General features: G+C 62.1%; 21 protein-coding genes and 1 pseudogene. 7 read left to right on the top strand and 15 right to left on the bottom strand.

What is annotated here, in order from left to right; all coding sequences use genetic code 11:
* Positions 1–112: 112 nt before the first annotated feature.
* Positions 113–1,210, bottom strand: a complete 1,098-nt coding sequence (locus Y900_RS05075) for a cytochrome P450 (protein WP_232248313.1) — start codon at positions 1,208–1,210, stop codon at positions 113–115.
* 318 nt (positions 1,211–1,528) lie between these two features.
* Between Y900_RS05075 and Y900_RS05070 the strand changes: the two genes are divergently transcribed.
* Complete coding sequence (locus tag Y900_RS05070) at positions 1,529–2,554, top strand: AraC family transcriptional regulator (protein WP_158423529.1); 1,026 nt, start codon at positions 1,529–1,531, stop codon at positions 2,552–2,554.
* Positions 2,555–2,574: 20 nt separating this feature from the next.
* Here the strand turns inward: Y900_RS05070 and Y900_RS05065 are convergent, their stop codons facing one another.
* The 6 genes from Y900_RS05065 to Y900_RS05040 all read right to left on the bottom strand — a co-directional run bounded on the left by Y900_RS05065 (position 2,575) and on the right by Y900_RS05040 (position 9,240).
* Positions 2,575–5,670: an MMPL/RND family transporter gene (locus tag Y900_RS05065; RefSeq protein WP_237752669.1), complete on the bottom strand. Its 3,096-nt coding sequence runs from the start codon at positions 5,668–5,670 to the stop codon at positions 2,575–2,577.
* Between the two features lie 121 nt (positions 5,671–5,791).
* Complete coding sequence (locus tag Y900_RS05060) at positions 5,792–6,214, bottom strand: DUF6188 family protein (protein ID WP_036339711.1); 423 nt, start codon at positions 6,212–6,214, stop codon at positions 5,792–5,794.
* Positions 6,215–6,569: 355 nt separating this feature from the next.
* The gene (locus Y900_RS05055) at positions 6,570–7,484 is read right to left on the bottom strand and encodes an alpha/beta fold hydrolase (RefSeq protein WP_047329672.1); all 915 of its coding nucleotides are present in this window, start codon (positions 7,482–7,484) and stop codon (positions 6,570–6,572) included.
* The gene (locus Y900_RS05050; protein ID WP_036345885.1) at positions 7,484–7,927 is read right to left on the bottom strand and encodes a PaaI family thioesterase; all 444 of its coding nucleotides are present in this window, start codon (positions 7,925–7,927) and stop codon (positions 7,484–7,486) included. The genes Y900_RS05055 and Y900_RS05050 overlap by 1 nt, the downstream gene beginning before the upstream one ends.
* 58 nt (positions 7,928–7,985) lie before the next feature.
* On the bottom strand, positions 7,986–8,609 hold the full coding sequence (locus Y900_RS05045) for a TetR/AcrR family transcriptional regulator (RefSeq protein WP_225509170.1): 624 nt from the start codon (positions 8,607–8,609) through the stop codon (positions 7,986–7,988).
* Between the two features lie 319 nt (positions 8,610–8,928).
* Positions 8,929–9,240: a hypothetical protein gene (locus tag Y900_RS05040; RefSeq protein ID WP_225509169.1), complete on the bottom strand. Its 312-nt coding sequence runs from the start codon at positions 9,238–9,240 to the stop codon at positions 8,929–8,931.
* Positions 9,241–10,194: 954 nt separating this feature from the next.
* Here Y900_RS05040 and Y900_RS05030 point away from each other — a divergent pair.
* Entirely contained in the window at positions 10,195–10,452 is a 258-nt protein-coding gene (locus Y900_RS05030) for a DUF3297 family protein (protein ID WP_036345882.1), read from the top strand.
* Positions 10,453–10,506: 54 nt separating this feature from the next.
* A complete protein-coding gene (locus Y900_RS32315; RefSeq protein ID WP_157838230.1) occupies positions 10,507–10,665 on the top strand; it encodes a hypothetical protein in 159 nt (52 codons plus the stop codon).
* A 183-nt stretch (positions 10,666–10,848) separates the two neighbouring features.
* Here the strand turns inward: Y900_RS32315 and Y900_RS05025 are convergent, their stop codons facing one another.
* A complete protein-coding gene (locus Y900_RS05025) occupies positions 10,849–11,385 on the bottom strand; it encodes a DUF6790 family protein (RefSeq protein ID WP_131536090.1) in 537 nt (178 codons plus the stop codon).
* Positions 11,386–11,841: 456 nt separating this feature from the next.
* On the opposite strand from Y900_RS05025, the gene Y900_RS05020 reads away from it, so the two are divergent.
* Positions 11,842–12,978: a hypothetical protein gene (locus tag Y900_RS05020; RefSeq protein WP_036339698.1), complete on the top strand. Its 1,137-nt coding sequence runs from the start codon at positions 11,842–11,844 to the stop codon at positions 12,976–12,978.
* Between the two features lie 183 nt (positions 12,979–13,161).
* Here the strand turns inward: Y900_RS05020 and Y900_RS05015 are convergent, their stop codons facing one another.
* Positions 13,162–13,362, bottom strand: coding sequence for a hypothetical protein (locus Y900_RS05015; protein WP_036339695.1), 201 nt, complete (start codon positions 13,360–13,362; stop codon positions 13,162–13,164).
* A gap of 615 nt (positions 13,363–13,977) precedes the next feature.
* Between Y900_RS05015 and Y900_RS32950 the strand changes: the two are divergent.
* Positions 13,978–14,112: pseudogene (locus Y900_RS32950) on the top strand (phosphate transport system regulatory protein PhoU); the annotation flags it as partial.
* 58 nt (positions 14,113–14,170) lie between these two features.
* On the opposite strand, the gene mgtA reads toward Y900_RS32950, so the two are convergent.
* Both mgtA and Y900_RS05000 read right to left on the bottom strand, forming a co-directional pair.
* Complete coding sequence (gene mgtA / locus Y900_RS05005; protein WP_051660316.1) at positions 14,171–16,804, bottom strand: magnesium-translocating P-type ATPase; 2,634 nt, start codon at positions 16,802–16,804, stop codon at positions 14,171–14,173.
* 277 nt (positions 16,805–17,081) lie between these two features.
* Positions 17,082–17,498: a hypothetical protein gene (locus Y900_RS05000; protein ID WP_036339687.1), complete on the bottom strand. Its 417-nt coding sequence runs from the start codon at positions 17,496–17,498 to the stop codon at positions 17,082–17,084.
* 294 nt (positions 17,499–17,792) lie between these two features.
* On the opposite strand from Y900_RS05000, the gene Y900_RS32310 reads away from it, so the two are divergent.
* Positions 17,793–18,215 carry a hypothetical protein gene (locus tag Y900_RS32310; RefSeq protein ID WP_157838229.1) on the top strand — a complete coding sequence of 141 codons (423 nt, stop codon included), beginning with the start codon at positions 17,793–17,795 and terminating at the stop codon, positions 18,213–18,215.
* Positions 18,216–18,281: 66 nt separating this feature from the next.
* Here Y900_RS32310 and Y900_RS04990 read toward each other — a convergent pair whose 3' ends face one another.
* The 3 genes from Y900_RS04990 to Y900_RS04985 form a co-directional block, all read right to left on the bottom strand.
* Positions 18,282–18,461 carry a DUF6131 family protein gene (locus tag Y900_RS04990; RefSeq protein WP_036339683.1) on the bottom strand — a complete coding sequence of 60 codons (180 nt, stop codon included), beginning with the start codon at positions 18,459–18,461 and terminating at the stop codon, positions 18,282–18,284.
* 50 nt (positions 18,462–18,511) lie between these two features.
* A complete protein-coding gene (locus Y900_RS30775; RefSeq protein WP_081844989.1) occupies positions 18,512–18,685 on the bottom strand; it encodes a CsbD family protein in 174 nt (57 codons plus the stop codon).
* A 66-nt stretch (positions 18,686–18,751) separates the two neighbouring features.
* The gene (locus Y900_RS04985) at positions 18,752–19,204 is read right to left on the bottom strand and encodes a hypothetical protein (RefSeq protein ID WP_237752506.1); all 453 of its coding nucleotides are present in this window, start codon (positions 19,202–19,204) and stop codon (positions 18,752–18,754) included.
* Between the two features lie 257 nt (positions 19,205–19,461).
* Between Y900_RS04985 and Y900_RS04980 the strand changes: the two genes are divergently transcribed.
* Complete coding sequence (locus Y900_RS04980; protein WP_237752668.1) at positions 19,462–20,094, top strand: TetR/AcrR family transcriptional regulator C-terminal domain-containing protein; 633 nt, start codon at positions 19,462–19,464, stop codon at positions 20,092–20,094.
* A 96-nt stretch (positions 20,095–20,190) separates the two neighbouring features.
* Here the strand turns inward: Y900_RS04980 and ctaD are convergent, their stop codons facing one another.
* Entirely contained in the window at positions 20,191–21,933 is a 1,743-nt protein-coding gene (gene ctaD, locus Y900_RS04975; protein WP_036339677.1) for an aa3-type cytochrome oxidase subunit I, read from the bottom strand.
* Between the last annotated feature and the right edge of the window lie 658 nt (positions 21,934–22,591).

Genomic DNA, 22,591 nt, shown 5'->3' with positions numbered 1-22,591 from the left:
GGACCCACCGGTCCACGACTACGTCGAAGCGGCGCTCAGCGGCCTCGATACATAGAATCGTCATATTCCGATGGAACTGGGAGACAGCGACATTGGGGCGGCATGCAGTCGCTCAGGAAGCGCTTCCTCGCCGGACGCGTAAGGGAATCGAAACAGGTCCTCGCAGTGAAGGATTGGTACCCCAGCGCACGGGTCCAGCAAGCTCCAGGCCGTCGAGTTCGTCCAGCAGATGGTCCACCGCTGTGATCACTTCGAGTCGTGCGAGATGAGCGCCCAGACAAAAGTGAAGTCCATGGCCGAATGCCAGGTGCCCGGTCGTGTCGCGATGAGGGTCGAACCGATCGGGGTCGCTGAACTTCGCCGGGTCTCGGTTCGCCGAGGCATAGAAGAGCAACGCCTTTGCGCCCTTAGGGATTACCGTGTCGCCGATCCGATAGGGCGCGGTAGCGGTTCTGGTGACCCACTGCACCGGCGAGCCCCAACGCGCGGTCTCCTCGACCGCCGGGCGAAGCAGGCTGCGGTCGGCTTTCAACGTCAGGAAGAACTCGCGGTCCTCGGCGAGCCTGACGAGCAGCATGCCCAACAGGTTTGTAGTGGTCTCGTTGCCGGCGACCAGAAGGATGAGCGCGTAGAAGAAAGCTTCCTGATCGCTGAGCTCGCCGGATTCTTTGGCTGCCTGCAACCAACCCAAGAGATCGTCTGCCGACGTGCTGGACCGCCGGCCCATCTCGACGTCTATGAAGCTGCGCATCTGCACGTAGGACTGAAGTAGCGAACCGACGTATCGCATGACCTCGTGCACCGACCGCGGTCCGAATAGTCTCGCGAACTTGTTGGATACGGTGCGAAAGGCCGGCCACTGAGGATGGGGAATACCCAAGATTGTGGCAATGACGTTGATGGGCATGGGGATCGTCAGCGCCGCGACCATGTCAATGACGTCGCCGTCTCGCAGTGGCCTGATCGCCTCATCGGACAACGCGCGAATATCTGTGGCCAGAGTCTGTACCGAACGCTTGCTGAACATGGGCGCGGTCAGATGCCGCAGGCGGGTGTGATCGGGTGGGTCTGTGGTGAGTACAGCACTGGTGACAAACGACCGCAGCATGATGCCGTCCCTCGACGAGAACACCTCATTGTTGCGAACGGCCTTGTGCACGTCCTCGTAGCGCCCCATCATCCAGACGCCGAGCCGCTCGTTGACGACCACCGGATGCTCACGAATGCGCAGCAGCTCGGGATAGGGGTCGGCGATGTTCTCGGCGAGCGTCGGATCGAATGTGGTTCGTGGCACCGACTTCGGCGCCGATGCAGTGCGTGGGCGCCGTAGATCGCGGTAAGCCCCTGTCGCAACCGGACGCCACAGATCAGTGACGGAGCTGCGAGTTGCAGAAAGCACCGCGCGTGGTGGGGGCCGTAGAAGATCCGTCGACATAACATGACGTTAGGCCGGTCGCAATGGCTCGATAATGACAGAATCAGACAGACATTTGATATTTTCAGACACATGCCTAGTCCGATGGCCCCGGTGTGGGACGTGGCGCGCTCCTCGGCGCCGGGTCGACACATCTTGGAGACCGCGGTACACCACGGCCTCAATCCTGAAATCTGTTTGTCTGGAACAGGACTCACGTCGCAGGGGTTGAGGGACCCGACCAGCGAGATGCATGCGAGTCAGGAACTGACGATGATTCGCAACCTGATCGGCCGACTCGGCGATCAACCGGGACTGGGTACGGAAACCGGTGCGCGCTACACCTTCGCCGACATGGGCATTCTGGGTTATGCACTGATTTCGAGTCCAACCGTTGGGGACGCGATAGACGTCGCCTGCCGGTACGCCGCACTCAGTACCGTCTACCTGAGTCTGGCCGCACCAGAACTCAACAACACCGAAGCGGTCATCGGTCTTGATAACGCCCAGGTTCCTCCCGATGTGCGGAGGTTTCTGCTCGAACGCGATTTTGCAATGTTCCTGCAGATCTTGCCGCCGCTCATGCGTGGCGTTGACGCGCCGATCGCGATGCGACTGGAGGTGGCGGATCTGCAGCTGCCGGCAAGTCTGGTGGAGATCGACAACGTGACGGTCACTGTGGAGAACGCGGTGCGCAACGCCCTGATTGTCCCCGCTGATCTGGTGAGCCAACCGATGCCCGCGCCAGATCCCCAGACTGCGGCGATCTGTATCCGCCAGTGCGAGGAGTTATTGAACCGTCGACGAACCCGTCGTGGCATATCAGCCTGGGTGCGGATGCGGATGATCCAAGATTCGACCCAGATCCCATCCATGGCGACCATCGCGAGGGAACTCTGCATCACCGATCGCACGTTGCACCGTCACTTGGCGGGAGAGGGAACCAGCTACCGCGCACTCGCAGACGAGGTTCGCGCAGCGCTGGCCGCCGAGCTGTTGAGTTCGGGACTCACTGTCGAGGAAACTGCACGCCGACTTGGCTATTCGGAGACGGCCGCATTCACTCGAGCCCATATTCGGTGGAATGGGCGCCCACCCAGTGAGTCCAAGCGCCGTGGGCGGTCAACGGCTCAAACGTGATGTGAGGGCAAGCTGCATGCTCACGCGCCGACGTCGACTGTCGGGCGGTATCGCGACGGTGCCGCAGTCCTTGGTCTAGTGGCGAGACGTTGTGGCCACCAGCTCCGTTCGCGCAGCAAAGTAGCGATGGCGGGTACGGTCAGCGTCCGGACCAGGAAAGTATCCAACAGCAGTCCGCAGCCAATGATGAGGCCGGTCTCGATCATGATCGCGACCGAGCCGATCATCAAGCCGAACATGCTCGCGGCGAAGATCAGGCCGGCGGAGGTGATGACCGAGCCTGTGGTGGCGACCGTCCGTAGAACGCCGATACGCAGATTGCTGCCGCTCTCCTCCCGCAGTCGCGATACCAGTAACATGTTGTAGTCGGCACCGACTGCCACCAGAATGATGAAGGCTAATAGCGGTACAGGCCAGGCGATTTCATGACCGAGTATCCATTGGAAAACGATGACTCCGATGCCGAGTGAGGCGAGGTAGTTCAGCACCACGGTGCCAAGGAGATACAGCGGTGCCACGAGCGCGCGCAGTAGCACCACCAGGATGAGTCCAACGATGACCAGGGTGGCGATGGCAAGTTGGATGAAGTCGGACGAGAGCAGACGCTGGATATCAGAATTGACCGCGGGGAAGCCGGCGACAGAGATCGTGGCGTTCGCCAGCGAGGTGTTCGGCCTGGCTCCATCGGCGACTTGGGTCATCTGGCGGGCAAGGTCCATCGCTTCGACGCTGTAGGGATCGTTGCTGGTCTCCACTGCGAATCGCGCCGTTTTCCCATCGGGTGACAGGAACTGCTTTGCGACGTCGGCGAATTGGCGGTTCGCAAAGGCGTCTGCGGGCAGGTAGAAGCCGGACGCGGCATCCGAACCCGCGGACGCGCGAGACGAGTTCTGAAGCTGGGTGGCGATTTGGCTCATACCGGATAGCATCTCAATATTGCTGTCCGCCAGCGTCTTTACCCCATCGGCCAGCGCGCGGGAACCGGAGGCGAGCTGGCTGATGCCGTCTTGTAGCCGGGTGATGTTGGCCGCGAGATCGGCGGGCTTTCCCAGCGCGCCGAATGCCTTGTTTATGGCATTGACGGCAGTCTGAACGTCGGCGATGGTGCCGGTTACGGTGGCGTTGGTGGCGGGGTCGTAGCGGTCACCCAGCGCGGCGACCTGGGAGAAGAATCCGTTGTTTCTCAGAGCAACCAGGATCTGGACCTGGTCGCGGATTTGAGCGCATTGGGGAGTTGTGACGCACCAGGGTGACCCATTGAGCAGGTCGACGAGCGGGTTCAGGGTGTCGATGGCGCCTTGTGTGCGTTCGGCCAGCGGGCGGATGCCTGGGCCGGCTTGTATTGCGTTGTCGATACTGGGGCTGGTCGCTGAGAGTTGGTGCAGAAGTGGGGCAAACCGTTGGAAGTCCTGGCCGGCGGACTGTGCTTGGGTGAGCACTGGGCCTAATGGTTTCAGTGCGGTCCGTACAGATGTGTCGAGCTGCGCGAGTCCGTTGGCCAGTTGGTTGGCTCCATCGGTGAGCTTGGCGAGGTCATCGCGGCGGGAATTGCCATCGGCGACGGCACCGGCCATCTTGTCGCCGATTTGCCTGTTCTGCCACGATAATTGCGCTTGGTCAAGGCGGGTGCCTGCCGGACGGGTGACTCCGGATATCTTGACCACGCCGGGGATCTGGGAGATGCGCGATGCCATTTCGTCGAGGTCGGCCAGCCCTTTCCCGGTGCGCATGTCGACGGGGTTTTCGACCACTAGGAACTCGGTGATGACGACGTCTTTGCGAAAGTGTCGGTCGAGGAGCTGGTAGCCCTCATTGCTAGCCGTGGTGGGAGGTTGTCCTTTTCGGTCGTCGTAGCTGATCTTCATCGTGGCAGCTGCACCGGAAAGAGCCAGGAGGATCATCAAGCTAGCAACGAGCAACGGCCGAGGGTGACGCACGACCGCCACAGCGACGCTGTTCCAGTACCGGCGGGTGCGGTCGGGCTTGGGTTCACCGATACCGCGTCGGGCCGCCAACGCCAACACTGGCGGCAACAGTGTCACCGTAGCCAGGAAGCCCACAAGTACGGCAACCGCGCACGCTGGTCCCAATCCGGCGAACACGCTCAGCGTGGCGAAGACCATGGCCAGAAAAGCCAGGGCGACAGTAGCTGCCGACGCGAAGATCACTCGTCCGATGCTGGCCGTCGCGTGAATGACAGCGAGATCGGCAGGGGTACCGGCGCGCCGCTGTTCGTGGTACCGGCTGATCAAAAAGACTGTGTAATCGGTTCCTGCGCCGAGAAGGATCGCGGTCATGAATGCCACGGTGAACTGCGAAACCGGCATGCCCAGCTGCCCGAATGCGGACAAGACACCACGGCCGACGGCCAGACTCAGCCCGATGACTAGCAAGGGCAATAACGCGGTAAACAACGACCGGTAGACCATCAGCAGGATCAACGCGATCAACCCGGCCGTTGCGATCGAGATGAACAGCAAATCGTGTTCGGCAGAAGCGATTTGGTCACTGAAGGTTGCCGGGGGACCGGTCACGCGGACGGTGATGTCCGACCCGTCGAAGGCGCGTTGGGCGGTGGCGCGGACTGCCTGCACCGATTCCGCTGCAGTGGGATCACCCAGAGTCCCGGCCACCCCCACCGGTAGGAACCACGCTTTGCCGTCTGCGCTGACGGCTTGTGCCTTCATCACGGGATCGGCCAGCAAGTCCTGCACCAGCAGCACGTGGGCGTGATCGGCTCGAAGGCGCTCGACGAGCCTCGAGTATCGATCCCGCGCCTGCTGCGTCAGCCCAGCGGGGCTTTCCATGGCGACGAACAGCATCGTCTTCGACCCTTGCTCGCCGAACGCAGCGCTCATGCGGTCAACAGTCTGAAATGACGGCACGTCCCGGGGAATGAGGTCGACCGACTGTCGCCGCACAACGGTTTCGAGCTGTGGGAACAACAGCGCTAGCACCACTGCAATGGCGAGCCACCCACCGATCACGAGCGCCTTGTGGTGAACCGTGAAGGCGGCAAGCCTGGCCAGCCGCGCACTGTATTCCGGCGACGCTGCGGGGTCGGCAAGACGGACGCGTCGAGAAACGGTCCCGACACCGTGGACATCATCAGCCACCGTCACGCCCCCTCAAGAGTGGAACTATCGGTATAGCACCGATACTAACGGTTTCCTATTTGCCCGCGCGACCCCCGGGCAAACGGCGGCTATCTCGGCAACCCGGCTCCGAATCATCGAATCAATTTGCAGCACCGTCAGTTTCGTCATCGACCAGGTCATGGCGAACGACGCGCACACGTCCATGCGGGAGGCAAGCCATGTAGCCATGCCGTTTGCCGTACAGCTCCCACGCCGTCTCGTGGCTGTCGGGATCGACATCGATGCAATGCCCGCGGGAGAAGCCCAAATGCAGCGCCCCCTCGTCATCGCACCAGGCCCGTGTGCACACTGCGCCGGCCAAATCGAGTAGTGGACGCTCCTGAGCCGACACCCGGGCGGGATCGATAAGCACTTCTTCGGACGGATGCGACCCGATCGCCGGCAAGGTCAGCCTCATGGGCCGCGCGATGACGAGTTCGTTGTAGTCGTCGAGACTCAGAACCAGGCCTTCTCGCAACGAAACTCGCTGGACGGTGCGCTGTTCGATCCACTGCGTATGCATGTCGGTCTCCTGTTCAACACTCCGATGTGTTGTATTTATGGTACTGCTAGTATCGGAGCGATACCAGAAGGTCCTATTTTGCAGCTCGTGGGTGCGGCGGTGGTGCTGTGCATTTTGCTGCGACGGGCACGGCGGGCAACTTCGAGCAAACGAGTCGTTGGGGACCATTCGTCAAGGGGTGCGTTCCTTGTCGGATCCCGCAGCGACCGCGCTATTGGCGTTCGGCATTCTCGTGACCTGGCCGACCGTCGCTTACATCAGCACGCGCCCCTGGGCGTCGCGTGTCCTGGTGACTGCATGCCACGACCCGGCCGAGCTTGAACGTGCCCGGGACAAGCTCTCCCTCTAGCTCGATTTAGACAACCTCGTCGAGGAAATCGATGACGGCTTCGGAGAACGCGTCGTTGTCGTCTCCAGCGATCATGTGACCAGCGTCGGTCACGTCCACCGTGCGCGCGTGCGGCACGAGGTCGACGAAGTCGTTCACTGTCTCCTCCGACACCACGTCCGACAACAGCCCCCGCACAAGAAGCGTAGGAGCAGATACCTGCCGTGCGCCGTCGATCAACACCATGCTCATCCGGTCGAACTCCGCTGCGCCCTCATCTGGATTACCTTGCAGGAAGCCAAAATTCGACGCCACAAAGGCCGGATCCCACCGCCATACCCAACGGTCGTCGGCGCGCTGCTGCAAGACCTTCCGTAGTCCGTCGAGGCTGCTTGGCTTCGATCTGTGTGGGTTGTACGCGGCGATAACCTCGGCGGCAGACTCAAGATCGGCGAAACCGTCGGGGTGCGCCGCCATGAATGCGACGACGCGCCGTGCGCCCTGCATCTCCATGCGTGGAGTGATGTCCACCAGCACCACGGCGTCCCACAGGTCAGGTGATGCGAGTAGGTGAGTGCCCAGGATCGTCAGACCGCCGAGGGAAGCTCCAATGGCCACAACAGGGTGCCCACCTGCCGCGTGCGAACGCACCGCGAGCAGGTCGCCGCCGAGTCGATCAAGGTCATAGCGGCCATCCGGGTCCCAGTCACTATCCCCGTGTCCGCGCGCATCGTAGGCCGCCGCGAGGTAGCCGCGTGCGTGTAAGCGCTGCGCTGTCGCATCCCACGCATGACGGCTTTGGCCTCCTCCGTGTAGCAGCAATACGGCTGCCCGCGGCTTCGCGCACGGATACAGGTCGACCGCCAAGGAGACTCCGTCGGTGGTGGGCACTCGCTGGAGGACAGGTCTTACCCTGCGCCGCCTGCCGAGCCCGGGGGACATCACGAGGCCGCCTTCTGGCCCACAACAGTCACAGTGCCCTGGGCAGCGCACACAGCCCGCCCGTCGTTGGTAATATCGATTCTCGCGACACCGCTGCTCTTCCCGAGCGAGATGATCTCGGCTACCGCGACGCACGTGCCGCTGGACACCGGTCGGAGTAGGTTCAGCTTGAATTCGGTGGTCGCAACCCAGGATCCGGCAGGAATGACGGGATAGAACACGACGCCGAGACAGTGGTCAACGAGCGCCGACAGACAGCCACCGTGCAACGAGCCGAAGGGCGTCTTTAAGTCGTCCCGGGCGTCCATCTCGACGACGAGGCGTCCCGCTAAGAAATCGGTATGACGAAATCCTAAGTAGCCAGCCAGGCCGCCGGCCGTCAACGCCGCCCCTTTTAACTGGTTGGCGACCTGCGCGTCGAATGCGGCGAAGTTCGCGGACATGTTCACCTCTCCTCGGTGTGGGGGCTGGTGTTTGAGACACTACGCCTGACTTGTTACATCACGTTGCGTCTTGGCCAGAGACGATTGCGGGTAGAAGAAGACGTTGCAGATAGGTGCGCAGTCCGTCTCTGCTTCGATCCCTTGGGCCACGAACGGTGAGCAGACTCAGCACGGTGCGAAGTATCCATTCCGCGGCGTCATCAACGGAGACCCCGGGCGCCAACTGGTTCCAGTGCGTCGCGAAGAGAGGCCGAAGAAACTCGGTGACGAGTTCGAAAAGCATGGTCGATGTTCCCTCGGCAAGGCCCACACCCGCGAGTTCACGATCGCTGCCGAATAGGACGCCGATGATGGGCCTTCGGCGGGCCGCAATCACAGTGTGATCGATGAAATCAACGATCGCAGAACCTAAGTCACTATGGCCGGACAACCGCGGTTCCATCCGGCGTAGGTATTCTTCGGTGGCGCGAATGATGACCCCAGAGATCACGGCCTCGCGACTCGCGAAGTACCGGTAAACCGTCGCCCGTGACACACCGGCATTTCTGGCGATGTCCTCCATAGTGGTGCCTGCGAGACCCTGCACCTCAAGGCAGCGCTCAGCGGCGTCGAGCAATCGGTCGCGCCCTGATCTCCCATCCGCCGCAGCGGACGCGCCCCAGCGCAATGACTTTGTCGCCACGTGATCAGTATGCACACGACTCAGCACTACGCGATCAACTATGCAACAGAGTTTCTAATCTGTCTCAGATAAAGGCACTCCTGGGCCCCTGAGAGGGGCCCCGCCTGACCACGAGCGTGGTTGTTCGCGGCACCGTTCTCTGCTGGGACCACTTTGGGGCCAAACGGCTTGCGCGATGCCGAACGGCGTGCGCGTCCGTCAATGTCACGAGCTGCCCTGAAACCATTACAACTGCTGCTGAACTGCGAAAACGTGCCACCGCCGCTTCCCGGGGGTCGCGTGGTCCTACGTAACACGGGCCGCTTAGATGCGACCTCGCCTAGCCGTCGGTGTCGGTAACCTGTTCAGCGGAAACAACTTTCAGCAGTTTGTCGCGGGCGGCGCAAAGCCCATCTAATGCTGAATTGAAGTCAAGCGCGGCATCGGCCAGCGAGGCGCGGCCGGCTGGATGACCGTGTGCCGCCAGCACCCGTGCTGCATATCGGAGATCGGTCGTGTAATGAATGAGGTCCACGATGTAGCGGGTGGTCGCGGTCGGCGCCGCGCCTTGAGGGCGCTGGAGGTTGCTGGACATCAGGCTTGTCCAGTCTGCGATTGCGCGGCGGTCGAAACTGTACAGCCCCTCGAGCATCCAACGTCGCCACCGGGCTGGACGGCCGCTACGAGCACCGGAAGGAAGCGGTGAGGAAGCCATCAATCGAGCCTAAGAGCTCACCCAGCGTTTTTCTGGGCCCATAAGCAGCGGTCTGAAGCGGCAATCGCCCCGTAAGCCGACCTTTGCCCACCGACGCCGAGACGCCTGTTGTCACGAGACCCCGGCGGCGGTCGCGACGCGCAGCTGGTCGGCTGCCACCCTCCATTTCCGAAGTGTCTGGCCCGCTGATCGGCCGAGTAAAGAGCGCCTTCGGCGCGACTTCGTCGTGGCTTCGCCACCCTTGACACAACCGATCGCAGCGACAGGACGGCCGCATGGGGAGCGGCCCGTTAGTGGCACCGCTTTTACGAGGCGAGTGACGACAGTTTTGACGACAACGCTGACGACAGTTGCTGCCTCAACGACGTCCCCTACACGACAACTTGCGACCTATCGTGCCTGGTCACGGACTCTGCCCGCTCCTGGCAGTGTGGGGGTCAGGGGTTCGAATCCCCTTAGCTCCACCAGGCATGATGGCATTCTTTCTGTTGCTCAGAGGGATTTGGACGTTGTTCTATCGACGTTGTCGACTGACTGCATCTGAAACTTCGCTGCCGAGTACCGCTGGCTCGGTCGCACCTGACCTCGGATGACGAACTCGGAACGGCGCCGTCGTGGCGTTGACGCAGGCGGCCAACCGTCTTGACGGGCCACACCGGTCCCTAGCGGATTGAGGCTGTGGCAACGTTCTCCACTGTCATCAAGTGCCGTGTTTGCGGCCAGTTCGTGGCTGCAGACGTCGAGTGCGCAGTGAGACTCGCCTGACGGGCCACCGTTCGTGATCCCCGGAGTCGGCCCGCCATCCCCTACGTGAGACCGGCCAACCCGGGGTCGCGTAGATTCCTTGAGAACCACATCCAAGATCGAATGCAGCCTTCAATGAAAGCCATCATGTCCGAGGACCCGAACCCAGAGGTTCCACCGAATCACCTCTCCATCGATCCGCGAAGCGCCTTCTACGACGAGGAAGTGCTTCTGCGCGACGTCGGTATTCGATTCAACGGCGTTGAAAAAACCAACGTCCACGAATACAACGTGACCGAGGGTTGGGTGCGTGTTGAAGTTCCTACCGCTAAGGATCGCCGGGGAAATCCGATGGTCGTCAAGCTCAGCGGCACGGTCGAACCTTATTTCCGCGGCGCGCAATAGCGGACGCCGCCTGGCGGGCCGCTCACGGTCGGGGGGTCACACCCTGCGAATCAGATGGGCCTTAGCGTGTGCGATCTGCTGTTCTTCCCTGCCGCGAATCGGTTGCAGGACAACCAAATCAGCACCGCCCGCTACCAAGCGTTCAAGAGCGTGCTGGCATCCCGCGCGGTCACCCGGCACCGTGATCAGTGCTGGCGCCTCTTGTTCGCGTGACGTACCGTGCAATTCGCCGAGCTGGGCGAGTTGACATGGTGGCTGAGGTGCGTCGCGCACTGTAGCCGGTGCCCTCATTCGATTGCCCGCCGGTGGCGCACGATCAGCCCGCGAGGGCGGGGTTGCCAGCTCCTGCTGAATCGTCTTGATCCAGCATCGTCTTGATCCAGCGGGGGCTCTGCTTCACCGCTGGTCGTCTTCGGTCCGCCCGCTCAGACGCTGTGTGTGCCGCAGATTCGCCAGCGCAATGAGAATGAGTGCGGGTAAGCCGACATCGGTGACGAGGATGGGTCCGGCGTTATACGGTGCGTTGTCACCGTGGCCGAACAGCTCGATGAAGTGGCCGACTGCGGCACCCCAGTAGAACACAGCGAAACCGGCAGCCGTAGCCTCCCAGAACCGTTCGCGGATCCAGATGCAGGCGAGGCCCAGGAGCGCGAAGGCGAGATTGGCCATGCCGACCTCGAATTGGAACGGGTTACCGGCGGGAAAGCCGATCTGCTGAGCCGTGGATTGGGCGAAGAAGACGTGCGAGATGGTGACCACCAGCCCTCCTATCCCCACCACCCCGCCGAATAGCCACAGCAGCACGATCTCGCTGGGCCGTCCGGGCGGACACGGGCGAACACGCCAAACATGCACGGCCGCACCGATCCCCGCGGCGATAGGGGTGAACAGCGGGCCGTAATCCGCCAGACTGTCCCAAGCCGACCACATCATGGCTATCTCCATCTCGCTGGCCCCGAGGCAATCTACGTTCGCGGATATCGCTACCCAATGTGCCCGAGCAGATCGGGGATTCCAGCCCACACTATTGATACATCGCCCAAACTGGCCGCCTGAGGTTGACAGCCGGACCCCATCGAAGTCAACGTTGTTCGGTACGGCATCGCTCAACGGACAGGTGCAGGTTCCGCGGTACGGGGCCGCGAGGCGCCTAACAATATGATCTCAATCATCAAGTCCAGCAACGCTATCTGCTGTCACAATAAGCCAACGTCGACGGGCTCTCGACCGTCGACGGGCTCTCGAAGGCGTAGGAAACCCACAGCGGTTGCATGGGAATCACGCAGCAAGTGCCAGGCACACCGCAATTACAGTATGTTTCCAACAAGCCTTCCCCAAAGGATCAGTGGGCGCTGCGGATCAAGAATCGTCCGTCGGATCGGAGTTCTGATGTTCGTTGCCGCGAGTCCTGCCGAAGCGATTGCGGTGTTGCGCGCGATGCGAACGGTTGCCAGCGCCGATAACACGCTTCCGCTGTCCGCGGCTGACGCACGCGGTATCAGCAGCGCTTTCAACACCGTGTTCGGGCAGCCTGATGATGTCGACGTGGACGCGCTGCCGACCATCACGCCTACCGAACTGGGTGACATCCTGTCGAGCGAAGGACTGCGGCTCAACGCGATCCGGATGCTCTCGGTGATGGCGCTCAATGATGGCGTCATAGAAGACGCCAAGCTCGCTCTGGTGGGGCGCTATGCGTCCGCCCTCGATGTCCGTGCGGACTTCGTCGCCGCTATGGCCGCGCTGCTGGCCAACGACATCGCATGGGCTGCCTTCGACCAAATTCGCCACAACGTCGCCACCATCCCCGGGATGCCGTGGATCCCCGACGATCCGTACGGGCCGTTCCTGCCGTACGGCGGCGATCGGGCGGATCCCCAGCTGCGCGCCCGCTACGATGCGCTCAGAGATTTTCCGGCAGGAAGCCTCGGGCGCGCTTTTTTCGAGCATTATCGCGACAACGGATACGCGTTTCCCGGCGACCCGCGGGCGCTTAACGAGACGTGGGCAACACCCCACGACAGCCTGCATGTGCTCAGCGGCTACAGCACCTCGGCGCAGGGGGAACTCCTGGTTGCGGCGTTCACCGGCGCCGCCAAGCGAGGCAACACCGATTTGATGGAAAGTCATATCATTCCAACGATTTTGATTTATCACATGGGCATTGACATCAATAAGGGTCTGAACGCCGGCGATCATGATCGGATCGCGGCCGACCCGTCCTGGCGGGATAATTATCAGGGAAACGTGCATCTTGGACTTGATCTGGCGAAGCTCTGGGTCGCCTGGGATCGCGGTGTGGCCACCACCGAAGATCTTTACTCCGGGCACTGGGACCTCTGGTCGGTCGCCACCGAGCAGGTTGTAGACCTGCGTCTGCGTTACGGCATTCCGCGGCTTGATGCGGCCGACGCTGCCGTCATCGACGACGATGTGCGCCGCGGTGACTACGAACGCCCGGGCATGCCACCGCCACCGCAGGTGAGCGATGTCGCCATCGATGACCGCCCCCACTTAGATGAGTGAGCAGCCATACGCACCGACTCGGCGTCGGTCACTGGGTGGTCGGGAGTGTCTTCGGCCTATTGACGGGCCCGCACCGCCGCGCGCAACCTAAACAGTGTGGCCGCGTTCACCGAGCAACAGCTGATTGATCAGCTGACGCCATAGCCTTATGTCCTGCGTGCGGAAACCGGCCAGGCCCGTAGCTCAGAAGGCCGAGACTCCGTAGCCTGGGATCTCAGCTTGCCGAGGTCTGAGGGCAAATGCTTGGGCCTGATACCAGCGCAGGACTCGCCGGCCGCCGCAGTAGAGCCAGTACACGACGATCGCGGCAAGGATCCACCACATGAATTCCGCAATCGCGCCGACGAGCAGCACCACGGCGATCACAGGCAAGACGATCCTCATGCATCGGAACGTTATCGGGACTAGATGACAACCAGATCACCAATTCCGCATGAGCGCGTTACGGGGGCGCCGGCGCAAGGCGCGCTGCTGCTTCGTGTTTACCTGGAACCTACTTTGCGGCACGAGCGTTTCACCCTTGTGATCCAGAAACCTCGACGACGAAATCCTCTTCGTGATCAGTGATTCCGTATCGGCGGCGTAGGCCACCTTGCAGTTGCTCGACATGTTCACTGCTGATGACACCCTGCCGCACGTGCGCGCCGGGCTAGCGTCCGGGCCGGTGCTTGACCGTGATGGTGACGTGTTCGGCTCCGTGGTGATATCGCCGCGCGCCTCGCCAACATCGCCCGCATGGGCACCATCCGGGTTGACCAGGCGATGGCTACCGAACTAGCCGATACCAACCAGTTCAGCTTGTCTCCTAGGGCACTACGCCGGGTGCGCGGCTATCTGCAACTCCCCAGCTACCGCCTGCGGCGAGCGAACAAGCTCTAAAATGAGCGACTGGCAGGGCGCGGCGTTCTCTCGAACCAAATCCTGACCTTCGACATCGCCGGCTTTAACGTCTATCGAATCGCCAACAGCTGCAACGCATGCGCTACCTGTGGCCCGACGTGGCAGCATGGGATACCCGCGGCAGCCGACACCGCGCTGCTTGGTTGCTTCTACGAACGCTTCGCCGACCATGCCGTCGAGGTCGGCCGCCGTCGATCAGGTCTGCGTCTTGCTGTGCGCGAGCAGATTCGATGAGCAGCGGAGACGCCGGGGGCGCCGGCGAACGAAGCTGACACGCAAGGAATGCGAGCGTTTATGTGCTGCCGGTGATGGCACCGGGGTGACTGAACCGTGCGGCCCTTCGATGGATGCGATGTTCGCGGCCGCGGGTGCGCTGCGGCTTTTCGGCCATGCGGGTCTGCTCGGCATAGAACCACTTCTTGGTGAACTCCACCAGGATCAGGTAGACAACGACGAAGCCGGCAAGCGCGGCGAAGAACTGCAGCGGTAGCGCCGTGAAGCCCAGTGGGCGCGCCAGCGGCGAAATCGTGATCAGGATGCCGATTGCAACCACGGCGAAACTGGTGAGCGTTAATGGAACGCTGGCCCGGCTGCGGAAAAACGGCACCCTGCGTGTACGGATCGCGAAGATGATCAACGTTTGTGTGGCAAGCGATTCCACGAACCAGCCGGTGCGGAATTCAGTGGCACCGGCGTGCAGCACACCCAACATCAGGCCGAAGGTCAGGAAGTCGAACAGCGAACTGATCGGGCCGAAGGTGAGCATGAATCGTCGGATGAAGCCGATGTTCCAGTGTGAGGGTGCTTGCAGTTGGTCCTCGTCGACGCGGTCGGTGGGAATGGCGAGCTGTGAGCTGTCGTAGAGCAGATTGTTCAACAGGATCTGGCTGGGCAGCATCGGCAGGAACGGCAAAAGGGCCGACGCGGCGGCGGCGCTGAACATGTTTCCGAAGTTGCTCGAGGTGCCCATGAGCACGTACTTGATGGTGTTGGCGAAGATCCGCCGGCCCTCGGCCACCCCGGTGGCCAGCACGCCGAGGTCCTTCTCCAACAGCACCACATCGGCGGCGTCTTTGGCGACGTCGGTGGCGCTTTCCACCGAGATCCCGACGTCGGCGGCGTGCAGTGCCAAGGCATCGTTGACACCGTCTCCGAGGAAGCCGACCGATCGACCAGTGCGCCGCGCGGAGGTGATCAGCTGCGCCTTCTGCTCCGGGGAGATGCGGGCGAAGATCGTGTGATTCTGCGCGGCATCGCTGAAGTCGTCGGCGCCGAGCGCCTCCAGTTGCGCACCGGTGATGGTGCCCTTGGACGCCAAACCCAAGTCGGCGCAGACTTTTTCGGCAACACGGGGGTTGTCGCCGGTGGCGATCTTCAGCTCGATGCCCAGAGCGGCCAGTTGATTCAGGGACTGGCGCGCAGCGGCTTTCGGTTCGTCGGCGAAGACGACGAACCCGGCCAACATCAAATCGCACTCGTCGTCCGCGGTGATCGTGGTCAGCTCGGCCGCTGGTTTAGCGGCCACCGCGACCACCCGGCGGCCGGCGGCGAACAACACGTCCAGCGTTTCCTGTGTGTCCTGCGGGGTCATCCGGCATCGGGCCAGCACTTGCTCAGGTGCACCCTTGAGGACCACGATCTGTTTCCCGTTGTCATCGACCAGTACCGAGGTCGCGCGGCGGATATGGTCGAAGGGCACGCTCGCGACATGTCGTACTCCGGCGCCTACCAGATCCTTGGCCTTGGGCGATTCCCAGAGTGCGGCGTCCAACGCATTCGCGCTGACCCCACCCGAGGTCGGGTCGACATCAGTGGCGAGCAGCCCAAGACGCAGGACTGAATCGCTATGCGTGCCGGCGTGGTCGACTGCGTCGACCAGGCTGATCCGGCCTTCGGTCAACGTACCGGTCTTGTCGGTGATCAGGATGTCGATGTCGCCGAGGTCTTCGATACACACTAAGCGTTTGACCAACACCCTGGCTTTGGCCAGTTGGCGTGACCCTGTCGCCAGACTGGCGCTGACCACCGCCGGCAGCAGTTGTGGAGTGATCCCCACGGCGATCGCGAGTGAGAACAGCACTGAATCGATCACCGGTTTACGCAGCAACAGGTTGCTGACCAAGATCAAGACTGTCAACGCGATCGCAACTTGCAGCAGCAGATAGGAGAACCGGCGCAGACCGACCTGAAAGTCGGTCTCGGGCTGCCGCTCACCCAGACCGGCCGCGATACGGCCGAATTCGGCGTTTCGCCCGGTGGCATACACCACCCCTACTCCCTCGCCGGCGCTCACGATCGTGCCCATGAATGCCAGATCGCTAGATTCGGCCAGCTCGGCATCGGCGGCCACCGGGCGAGGCGACTTCTCCGAGCCTGTCGACTCCCCAGTCAGGATGCTCTCATTGCATTCCAGGCCGGTCGCCTCGATCATGCGTAGGTCCGCAGGAACGGCCTCGCCGAGCGACAGCCGGATCACATCGCCTGGTACCAGTTGGGTGACATCGAGCGCGGCGAACGCGCCGTCGCGGCGAACGACCGCGGTGTGGCGGACACCCGAGTGCAGGGCCGCGGCGGCCCGCTCGGCGCGGTACTCGTTGATAAAACCCAGACCGATACTGGCGGCCAAGATCACGCCGATGATGATCGCCTGCAAGCTGTCCCCGAGAAAATACGAGACAACGGCGGTGGCCGCCAACAAGATCAGAACCGCGCTGCGCAACTGACGCCCGAGCACCGCGAGCGCGTTGACATGATGGGTCCGAACGGCATTCGGGCCGAATTTCTGCAGCCGCTCAGACGCCTGCGCACTGGACAACCCCTGCGCGGAACTATCCAGCCAACCGAGGACCTCATCAACCGGAGCCGCCGCGACCTGTGCGGCGGGCAGCACCGCCGGCAACGCCGCGGCGGGCGCCTTCGGCGTCATCGACATGGCAGCTCTCCCGACGATCGGCTGACGAACGCGGCGAGGCGTCTCAACGAGTTGCCCTCGCCGAGCGAACTGTAGCCCCGTCGGACAACCTGCGCCACGAAGATTCGGCTTTCACCCCGACGCCATCTGCAGGCAAACCAATTCCCGCCGAATCAATCTCGACGATCCATCTCCCAACGGGCTCCAAGTCCGCGGAATCCAAAACGCATGCCGTAGTCCACAGCAACCACCGCCCCGTGCCTCCAGGGGCCGCCAGCCAGAATTAATGCGCTCACTCGGAGCCTGGGGCTACCGCGTATTCCGGCTTGGCGAGTCGCTCCGCGAGCTGGTTGAGCTCAGATTGAAGCTTCTTCCTGTCATCGTCCGCGACCTCTTTGATGGCACTGTCGGTGAGTCGCGTGGCGTGCACGACCTTCTCCACGTACTTGTTGGCATTGTCGATCGCGGAGTCGATCTTTCGAAGGACTTCCTCGACATCCGCAGGACGTGCGACGGCCTCAATTTTGTCGGGGTGGTTCTCTGTCCCGGTGATCGTGACTTGATGTCCGCGAACCGTTTGCAGGAAGCAATCCGTCCAGGCAAACGGGGGGAGAGGCAGGATCTGAAGCCGAATGATCGCTTCCTGAAGGGTTTCACCGACTTCAAGCTCCGGCTTACCAATTCTGGATATGCCCCATTTTTCTGACATCGTCGGTCCTTTCCGTGGTCTATTTGTCGTCGGTGGGTCTTAATTGGCTCGGCTAGTCGCGGCTGATCTGAGGGAACACGAGTCACTGAGCACGCCTTGAAGCCCAAGAATTGCCGGCGCCCGGCCCCGGAATCGCCAGACGCACTTACATTTTGGTGCGTGTGGCCACGGCTGGCTAGCGGAATTCTGCGAGGCTAGGTGGTCTGGTCATCGATGGGCTGCGTTGCTTGACGCGGGGATATCGCGAACGCTGTCTTGGGATTCGGCGTCATCCCGCGGTGTGTCATCGCGGGCGTGGGTGTCTGGATCAATCTTGTCAGCGCGCTTGAACTCCTCATTCACTTTGTCGCGGGCGGTGCTGGCGTCATTGCGACGTATGTGCGCTTGATGCTCCAGGCCCGCGGCATGGGCTGCTTTGGCGTCGGCCTCGGCGTGGGCGACACGGCCCCTGGCGGCTATCTCATCGGCGAGCGCCTCGCGTTGCCTGACCATGTGCGACTCTTCGGTGGCTTTGTCGCGGATGTTTGCGGCTTCGGTTCGACGGTGTTGGATCCGTTTGTTACGTGCCACCACCGCGATTGCGGCGACGAGCACAAGTGCCGCGACCGCGATGACGACGATCAGAAGGATGGTGCTTGTTGTCATGGCGGTTCCTTGACTTGGTTGAATGGTTCGTTAGTTGACACCGATCGCGTTGGAGCTTGCTCGGCGGTCTGAATTGAACTGGGGCATCTGGTAATTCGCCGCTGTGAGATTTGGCGCCCCGGTGATTCGGTAGTCCGATCAGTAGTAGTGACGCCGGCCGCCGACCGCATGCCCCATTCGCCCCATGAGCATGAGCAGCAATCCGACAACCAGGAGGATGACTCCGATGACCAGAACGATGTGCGCGAAGGCGAAGGTCGGTACGAGGCTGGGCAGCAGCAGCCCCAGCACGATGAGGATGATTCCGAGGACGATCATGACATTTACCTGATTTCGATGCGGTGGTGTGTGGCGTTGGGGCCGTCGTGTCATGGTTTAAGAGCGTCGGCGATTTTGTCTCCTGCCTGTTTGCTGTTGCCCTTGAACCGATCGACGCGTCCCTCGATGCGCAGCCGGGTGTTGCCGGTGGCGCGGCCGAGATACTTCTTCGTGGCGCCCTTGGCGGTCTGGACCTTATGCGCGAGCTTCTTTCCGATGCTCATTGCGGATTCTCTCTTTCATGGGTCAAAAACTTTTGTATGCAACAGAATTCGGCTCGGGTGAACCGGCTACCGGCGTTCGGCGACGTGTGCGGTTTCGGTGGATTCTGTGTCGCGCGAGAACCGACTGAGCAGGCGAATCCTTCCGCGGCGGGTCGGTGCCGGTTGCGGGTTCGTCTCAGGGTCGGTGGTCGCAGCGACGGGCCGCCTGTCGACCCTTTCGTCGCGTTCGTGGTTGAGAAACTCCGTTTCGCGCTGCGACCTGGCGAGTTGATTTCGGGCGTCGCGGCCGCGGCCGGCAGTGCGCCGCGCTCCGGCGAGCAACACTGAAAGTCCCAGCATCGCTACCAGGCCGACGACGATGCCGAAGAGAAACAATGTCCCGGTCGAGCCGGTCACGTGATAGCCGAGCACCGAGAAGTTTTCGGTCAACGGATGCGTAGCCCCCGCGTTGGCAAGTACGCCGGTGAACCCCACGAACACCGCGATGAGCAGGACGACCAATCCAATAATGACGATCATGTTGCGCCTCTGATCCCGGTGTTAGACCTCCAGTACACGCCGCATATGGGTCGATGTCAACACCGTAAACACACTGTTGACGCACAACGTTGACATGTAGTGTGGACCCGCCCCGTAGGACCCCACGACGAGGCGGGAAGCGGAAAGGAAGTGCAACGGCAATGACGAGACCGCCGGGCGAGCCAGCTGCAGGCACTGGCGACGGCGAACAGTTCGCGCCGGTCGCCGCTCGAGACAACGATCAGCTCACCCGGTCGATGATCCTGCAAACGGCGCAAGCGATCGTCGACCGGGACGGCGTGGATCGATTGTCCATGCGCCGCCTCAGCGAGGCACTGGGTCGCGATCCGGTGATGATCTACCGGCACGTACCCAACAAGGCCGCGGTGCTCGACGGCGTCGCCGAGATTGTGCTCGCGCAGCTATCGGTAGACACCGCAGACCCTGACTGGGCAGGTCAACTGCGCACCGTCGCGCACTCCTTCCGGCAGTTGGCCCTGACCCATCCGAATGTGGTGCCGCTGCTGGTCACGCGACCGTTGGCCACTCCGCTTGGACAGCGACCACCAGGCATGCTGCGCCCACTCGAAGACGTCCTCGCACTGCTCACCTCTGCCGGGTTCACCGGCGACGAGGCGCTCCACATCTACCGGCTGCTGTTTGGCTTCCTCTACGGCCACATCCTCAACGAGTTGCAGGAGGTGATCGAGCGACCCGAGGAAACCGACCACGTACTGCGTCTCGGTCTGCATCGGCTCGCGATCACCGAATTCCCCCTTGTGCGCGCAGTCGCACCTGCCCTGGCCTCCTACGACGGCGCCGCCGAACTGGACCGCTTCCTCGATCTGCTTCTTCACGGGTTGGCTGTGAATCTCACTCCAGACAGTTAGCGATCCCGATGCCCCTGAGCCGATACAGGCGCACGCTCGACTGCCTCCCGTCGAGGGCTCGGTCGTGCCCACCGGCTGGGACAGTAGTGGCACTACTTAGGTGCGGACGTTCTCGTCGGCCCGGGTCATGTCCCCGCTGGCGGGACCGTGCGCGCTACCGACGTGAGACTCCGCACGCATCCGCTCGATCATGTGTGGGTAGTGCAGTTCGAATGCCGGTCGCTCCGAACGGATTCGGGGCAGCTCGGTGAAGTTGTGTCGCGGCGGCGGGCAGGAGGTGGCCCATTCCAGCGAGTTGCCGTAACCCCACGGATCGTCGACGGTGACGACCTCGCCGTAGCGCCAGCTCTTGAAGATGTTCCACACGAACGGCAGCACCGACACACCGAGAATGAACGCACCGACGGTCGAGATGATGTTGAGTGTGGTGAATCCGTCGGTGGGTAGGTAGTCGGCGTAGCGGCGCGGCATGCCCGCGTTGCCGAGCCAGTGCTGCACCAGGAACGTGGTGTGGAAGCCGATGAACGTCAGCCAGAAGTGCACCTTGCCCAGGCGCTCGTCGAGCAGACGGCCGGTCATCTTCGGGAACCAGAAATAGATCCCGGCGTAGGTCGCGAACACGATGGTGCCGAAGAGCACGTAGTGGAAGTGCGCGACCACGAAGTAGCTGTCGCTGACGTGGAAGTCCAGTGGCGGGCTGGCCAGCAGCACTCCGGACAGGCCACCCAGCAGGAACGTCACCAGGAAGCCGATGGAGAACAGCATCGGCGTCTCGAACGTCAGCCTGCCCTTCCACATGGTGCCGATCCAGTTGAAGAACTTGATGCCGGTGGGCACCGCGATCAGGAACGTCATGAACGAGAAGAACGGCAGCAGGACTGCACCGGTGACGTACATGTGGTGCGCCCACACCGCCACCGACAGCGCCGCGATGCTGATCGTCGCGTAGATCAGCGTGGTGTAACCGAACACCGGCTTACGGGAGAACACCGGGAAGATCTCGGTCACGATGCCGAAGAACGGCAGCGCGATGATGTACACCTCGGGATGGCCGAAGAACCAGAACAGATGCTGGAACAGCACGGTGCCGCCGTTGGCCGGGTCGTAGATGTGCGCGCCCAGGCGACGGTCGGCGGCCAGGCCGAACAGTGCGGCGGTCAGCAGCGGGAACACCACCAGCACCAGGATCGAGGTGACGAAGATGTTCCAGGTGAAGATCGGCATCCGGAACATGGTCATGCCGGGCGCACGCATACACACCACGGTGGTGATCATGTTCACCGCGCCGAGGATGGTGCCAAGACCGCCGACCGCAACGCCCAGTATCCACAGGTCACCGCCGGCGCCCGGTGAGTGCATCGCATCCGACAGCGGCGTGTAGGCCGTCCAGCCGAAGTCGGCGGCACCACCCGGGGTGATGAACCCGGCCAGCGCGATCATCGCCCCAAACACGAAGAGCCAGAACGACAGCGCGTTGAGCCGCGGGAACGCCACATCGGGGGCGCCGATCTGCAGCGGCAGCACCAGGTTGGCGAACCCGAACACGATCGGCGTCGCATAGAACAGCAGCATCGCCGTGCCGTGCATGGTGAACAGCTGGTTGTACTGCTCATTCGACAAGAACTGCAAGCCCGGCACAGCCAGCTCGGCGCGAATGAACAGCGCCATCAGACCGCCGATGAAAAAGAAGCTGAAGCAGGCGACGCAGTACATGATGCCGATCAACTTGTGATCGGTCGTCGTGACCAGCTTGTAGATCAGGTTGCCCTTTGGACCCGTACGGGCCGGAAATGGACGGCCGGCCTCGAGTTCCCCCCGCGGGGGAGCTTCAGCTGTCATGGCCGGTTCCGCATCTCGGCAGTGCGGGTGCTACGTCGATGTCGTGGTCGATCACGTAGGTCTCCGATCCCTTCCGCTCTGAGCTCGTCGGCCAATGCCGCCAGCTAGAGCCTGCGTCTCGAATTCGCGACCAACCAGGGAACAAGGTCACCGATCACATGGACAATTCACCACTCGATTGACGACGGTTTGCCGGTGCTCGTCAAGTGCGCTCACCCGCGCCAGCAGATGTCTTCGGCCTCTGTTGGTTAATTGTCGTTACGACAGAGGGGGCAACTTGGGTCACTCGTTCAGGCAGCTAAGGGCGGCGACTCACTCACTTCGTGGAACGGGCAGCCCCACTTTTCAGCAATTCCGCGACCTGCAAATACCGCTTGTGGTTGTAATTAACCGCGCAAGCAAATAATCTGCGTGCGCGAAAATAATTCGCTCTAATTCGTCATATATTGACGGAAAATAGTGCTCACATTTCTACAGCTAACTGTTACGGTGGCAAATGTCGGCCTGGGCGGTCGTTCGGGCCGACGTAGCGGGTGGGGTGGGCCCAGGCTTTCCGGAGTTTTCGTACTGATCGCAGTGGTTAAGCCGCAGGCACTGTGGCGGGGGTCCAAGTCGCGCCGAGCTGGGACGACTCGTGTTCTCAGCTAATTCACAGGGA

It is taken from the genome of Mycolicibacterium aromaticivorans JS19b1 = JCM 16368, assembly GCF_000559085.1.
Classification (GTDB): domain Bacteria; phylum Actinomycetota; class Actinomycetes; order Mycobacteriales; family Mycobacteriaceae; genus Mycobacterium; species Mycobacterium aromaticivorans.
The sequence above is the reverse complement of the archived record's forward strand: the minus strand, read 5'-3'. Positions and strand labels throughout refer to the sequence as shown.

Excerpts from the sequence above, each read along its gene's own strand:
- Y900_RS05060 (WP_036339711.1), bottom strand. The coding sequence starts at position 6,214 with ATGCATACGCAGTGGATCGAACAGCGCACCGTCCAGCGAGTTTCGTTG.
- Y900_RS05055 (WP_047329672.1), bottom strand. The coding sequence starts at position 7,484 with ATGTCCCCCGGGCTCGGCAGGCGGCGCAGGGTAAGACCTGTCCTCCAG.
- Y900_RS05050 (WP_036345885.1), bottom strand. The coding sequence starts at position 7,927 with ATGTCCGCGAACTTCGCCGCATTCGACGCGCAGGTCGCCAACCAGTTA.
- Y900_RS05040 (WP_225509169.1), bottom strand. The coding sequence starts at position 9,240 with ATGCTCGAGGGGCTGTACAGTTTCGACCGCCGCGCAATCGCAGACTGG.
- Y900_RS05030 (WP_036345882.1), top strand. The coding sequence starts at position 10,195 with ATGTCCGAGGACCCGAACCCAGAGGTTCCACCGAATCACCTCTCCATC.
- Y900_RS32315 (WP_157838230.1), top strand. The coding sequence starts at position 10,507 with ATGGGCCTTAGCGTGTGCGATCTGCTGTTCTTCCCTGCCGCGAATCGG.
- Y900_RS05025 (WP_131536090.1), bottom strand. The coding sequence starts at position 11,385 with ATGATGTGGTCGGCTTGGGACAGTCTGGCGGATTACGGCCCGCTGTTC.
- Y900_RS05020 (WP_036339698.1), top strand. The coding sequence starts at position 11,842 with ATGTTCGTTGCCGCGAGTCCTGCCGAAGCGATTGCGGTGTTGCGCGCG.
- Y900_RS05015 (WP_036339695.1), bottom strand. The coding sequence starts at position 13,362 with ATGAGGATCGTCTTGCCTGTGATCGCCGTGGTGCTGCTCGTCGGCGCG.
- mgtA (WP_051660316.1), bottom strand. The coding sequence starts at position 16,804 with ATGACGCCGAAGGCGCCCGCCGCGGCGTTGCCGGCGGTGCTGCCCGCC.
- Y900_RS05000 (WP_036339687.1), bottom strand. The coding sequence starts at position 17,498 with ATGTCAGAAAAATGGGGCATATCCAGAATTGGTAAGCCGGAGCTTGAA.
- Y900_RS04990 (WP_036339683.1), bottom strand. The coding sequence starts at position 18,461 with ATGATCGTCCTCGGAATCATCCTCATCGTGCTGGGGCTGCTGCTGCCC.
- Y900_RS30775 (WP_081844989.1), bottom strand. The coding sequence starts at position 18,685 with ATGAGCATCGGAAAGAAGCTCGCGCATAAGGTCCAGACCGCCAAGGGC.
- Y900_RS04985 (WP_237752506.1), bottom strand. The coding sequence starts at position 19,204 with ATGATCGTCATTATTGGATTGGTCGTCCTGCTCATCGCGGTGTTCGTG.
- Y900_RS04980 (WP_237752668.1), top strand. The coding sequence starts at position 19,462 with ATGATCCTGCAAACGGCGCAAGCGATCGTCGACCGGGACGGCGTGGAT.
- ctaD (WP_036339677.1), bottom strand. The coding sequence starts at position 21,933 with ATGACAGCTGAAGCTCCCCCGCGGGGGGAACTCGAGGCCGGCCGTCCA.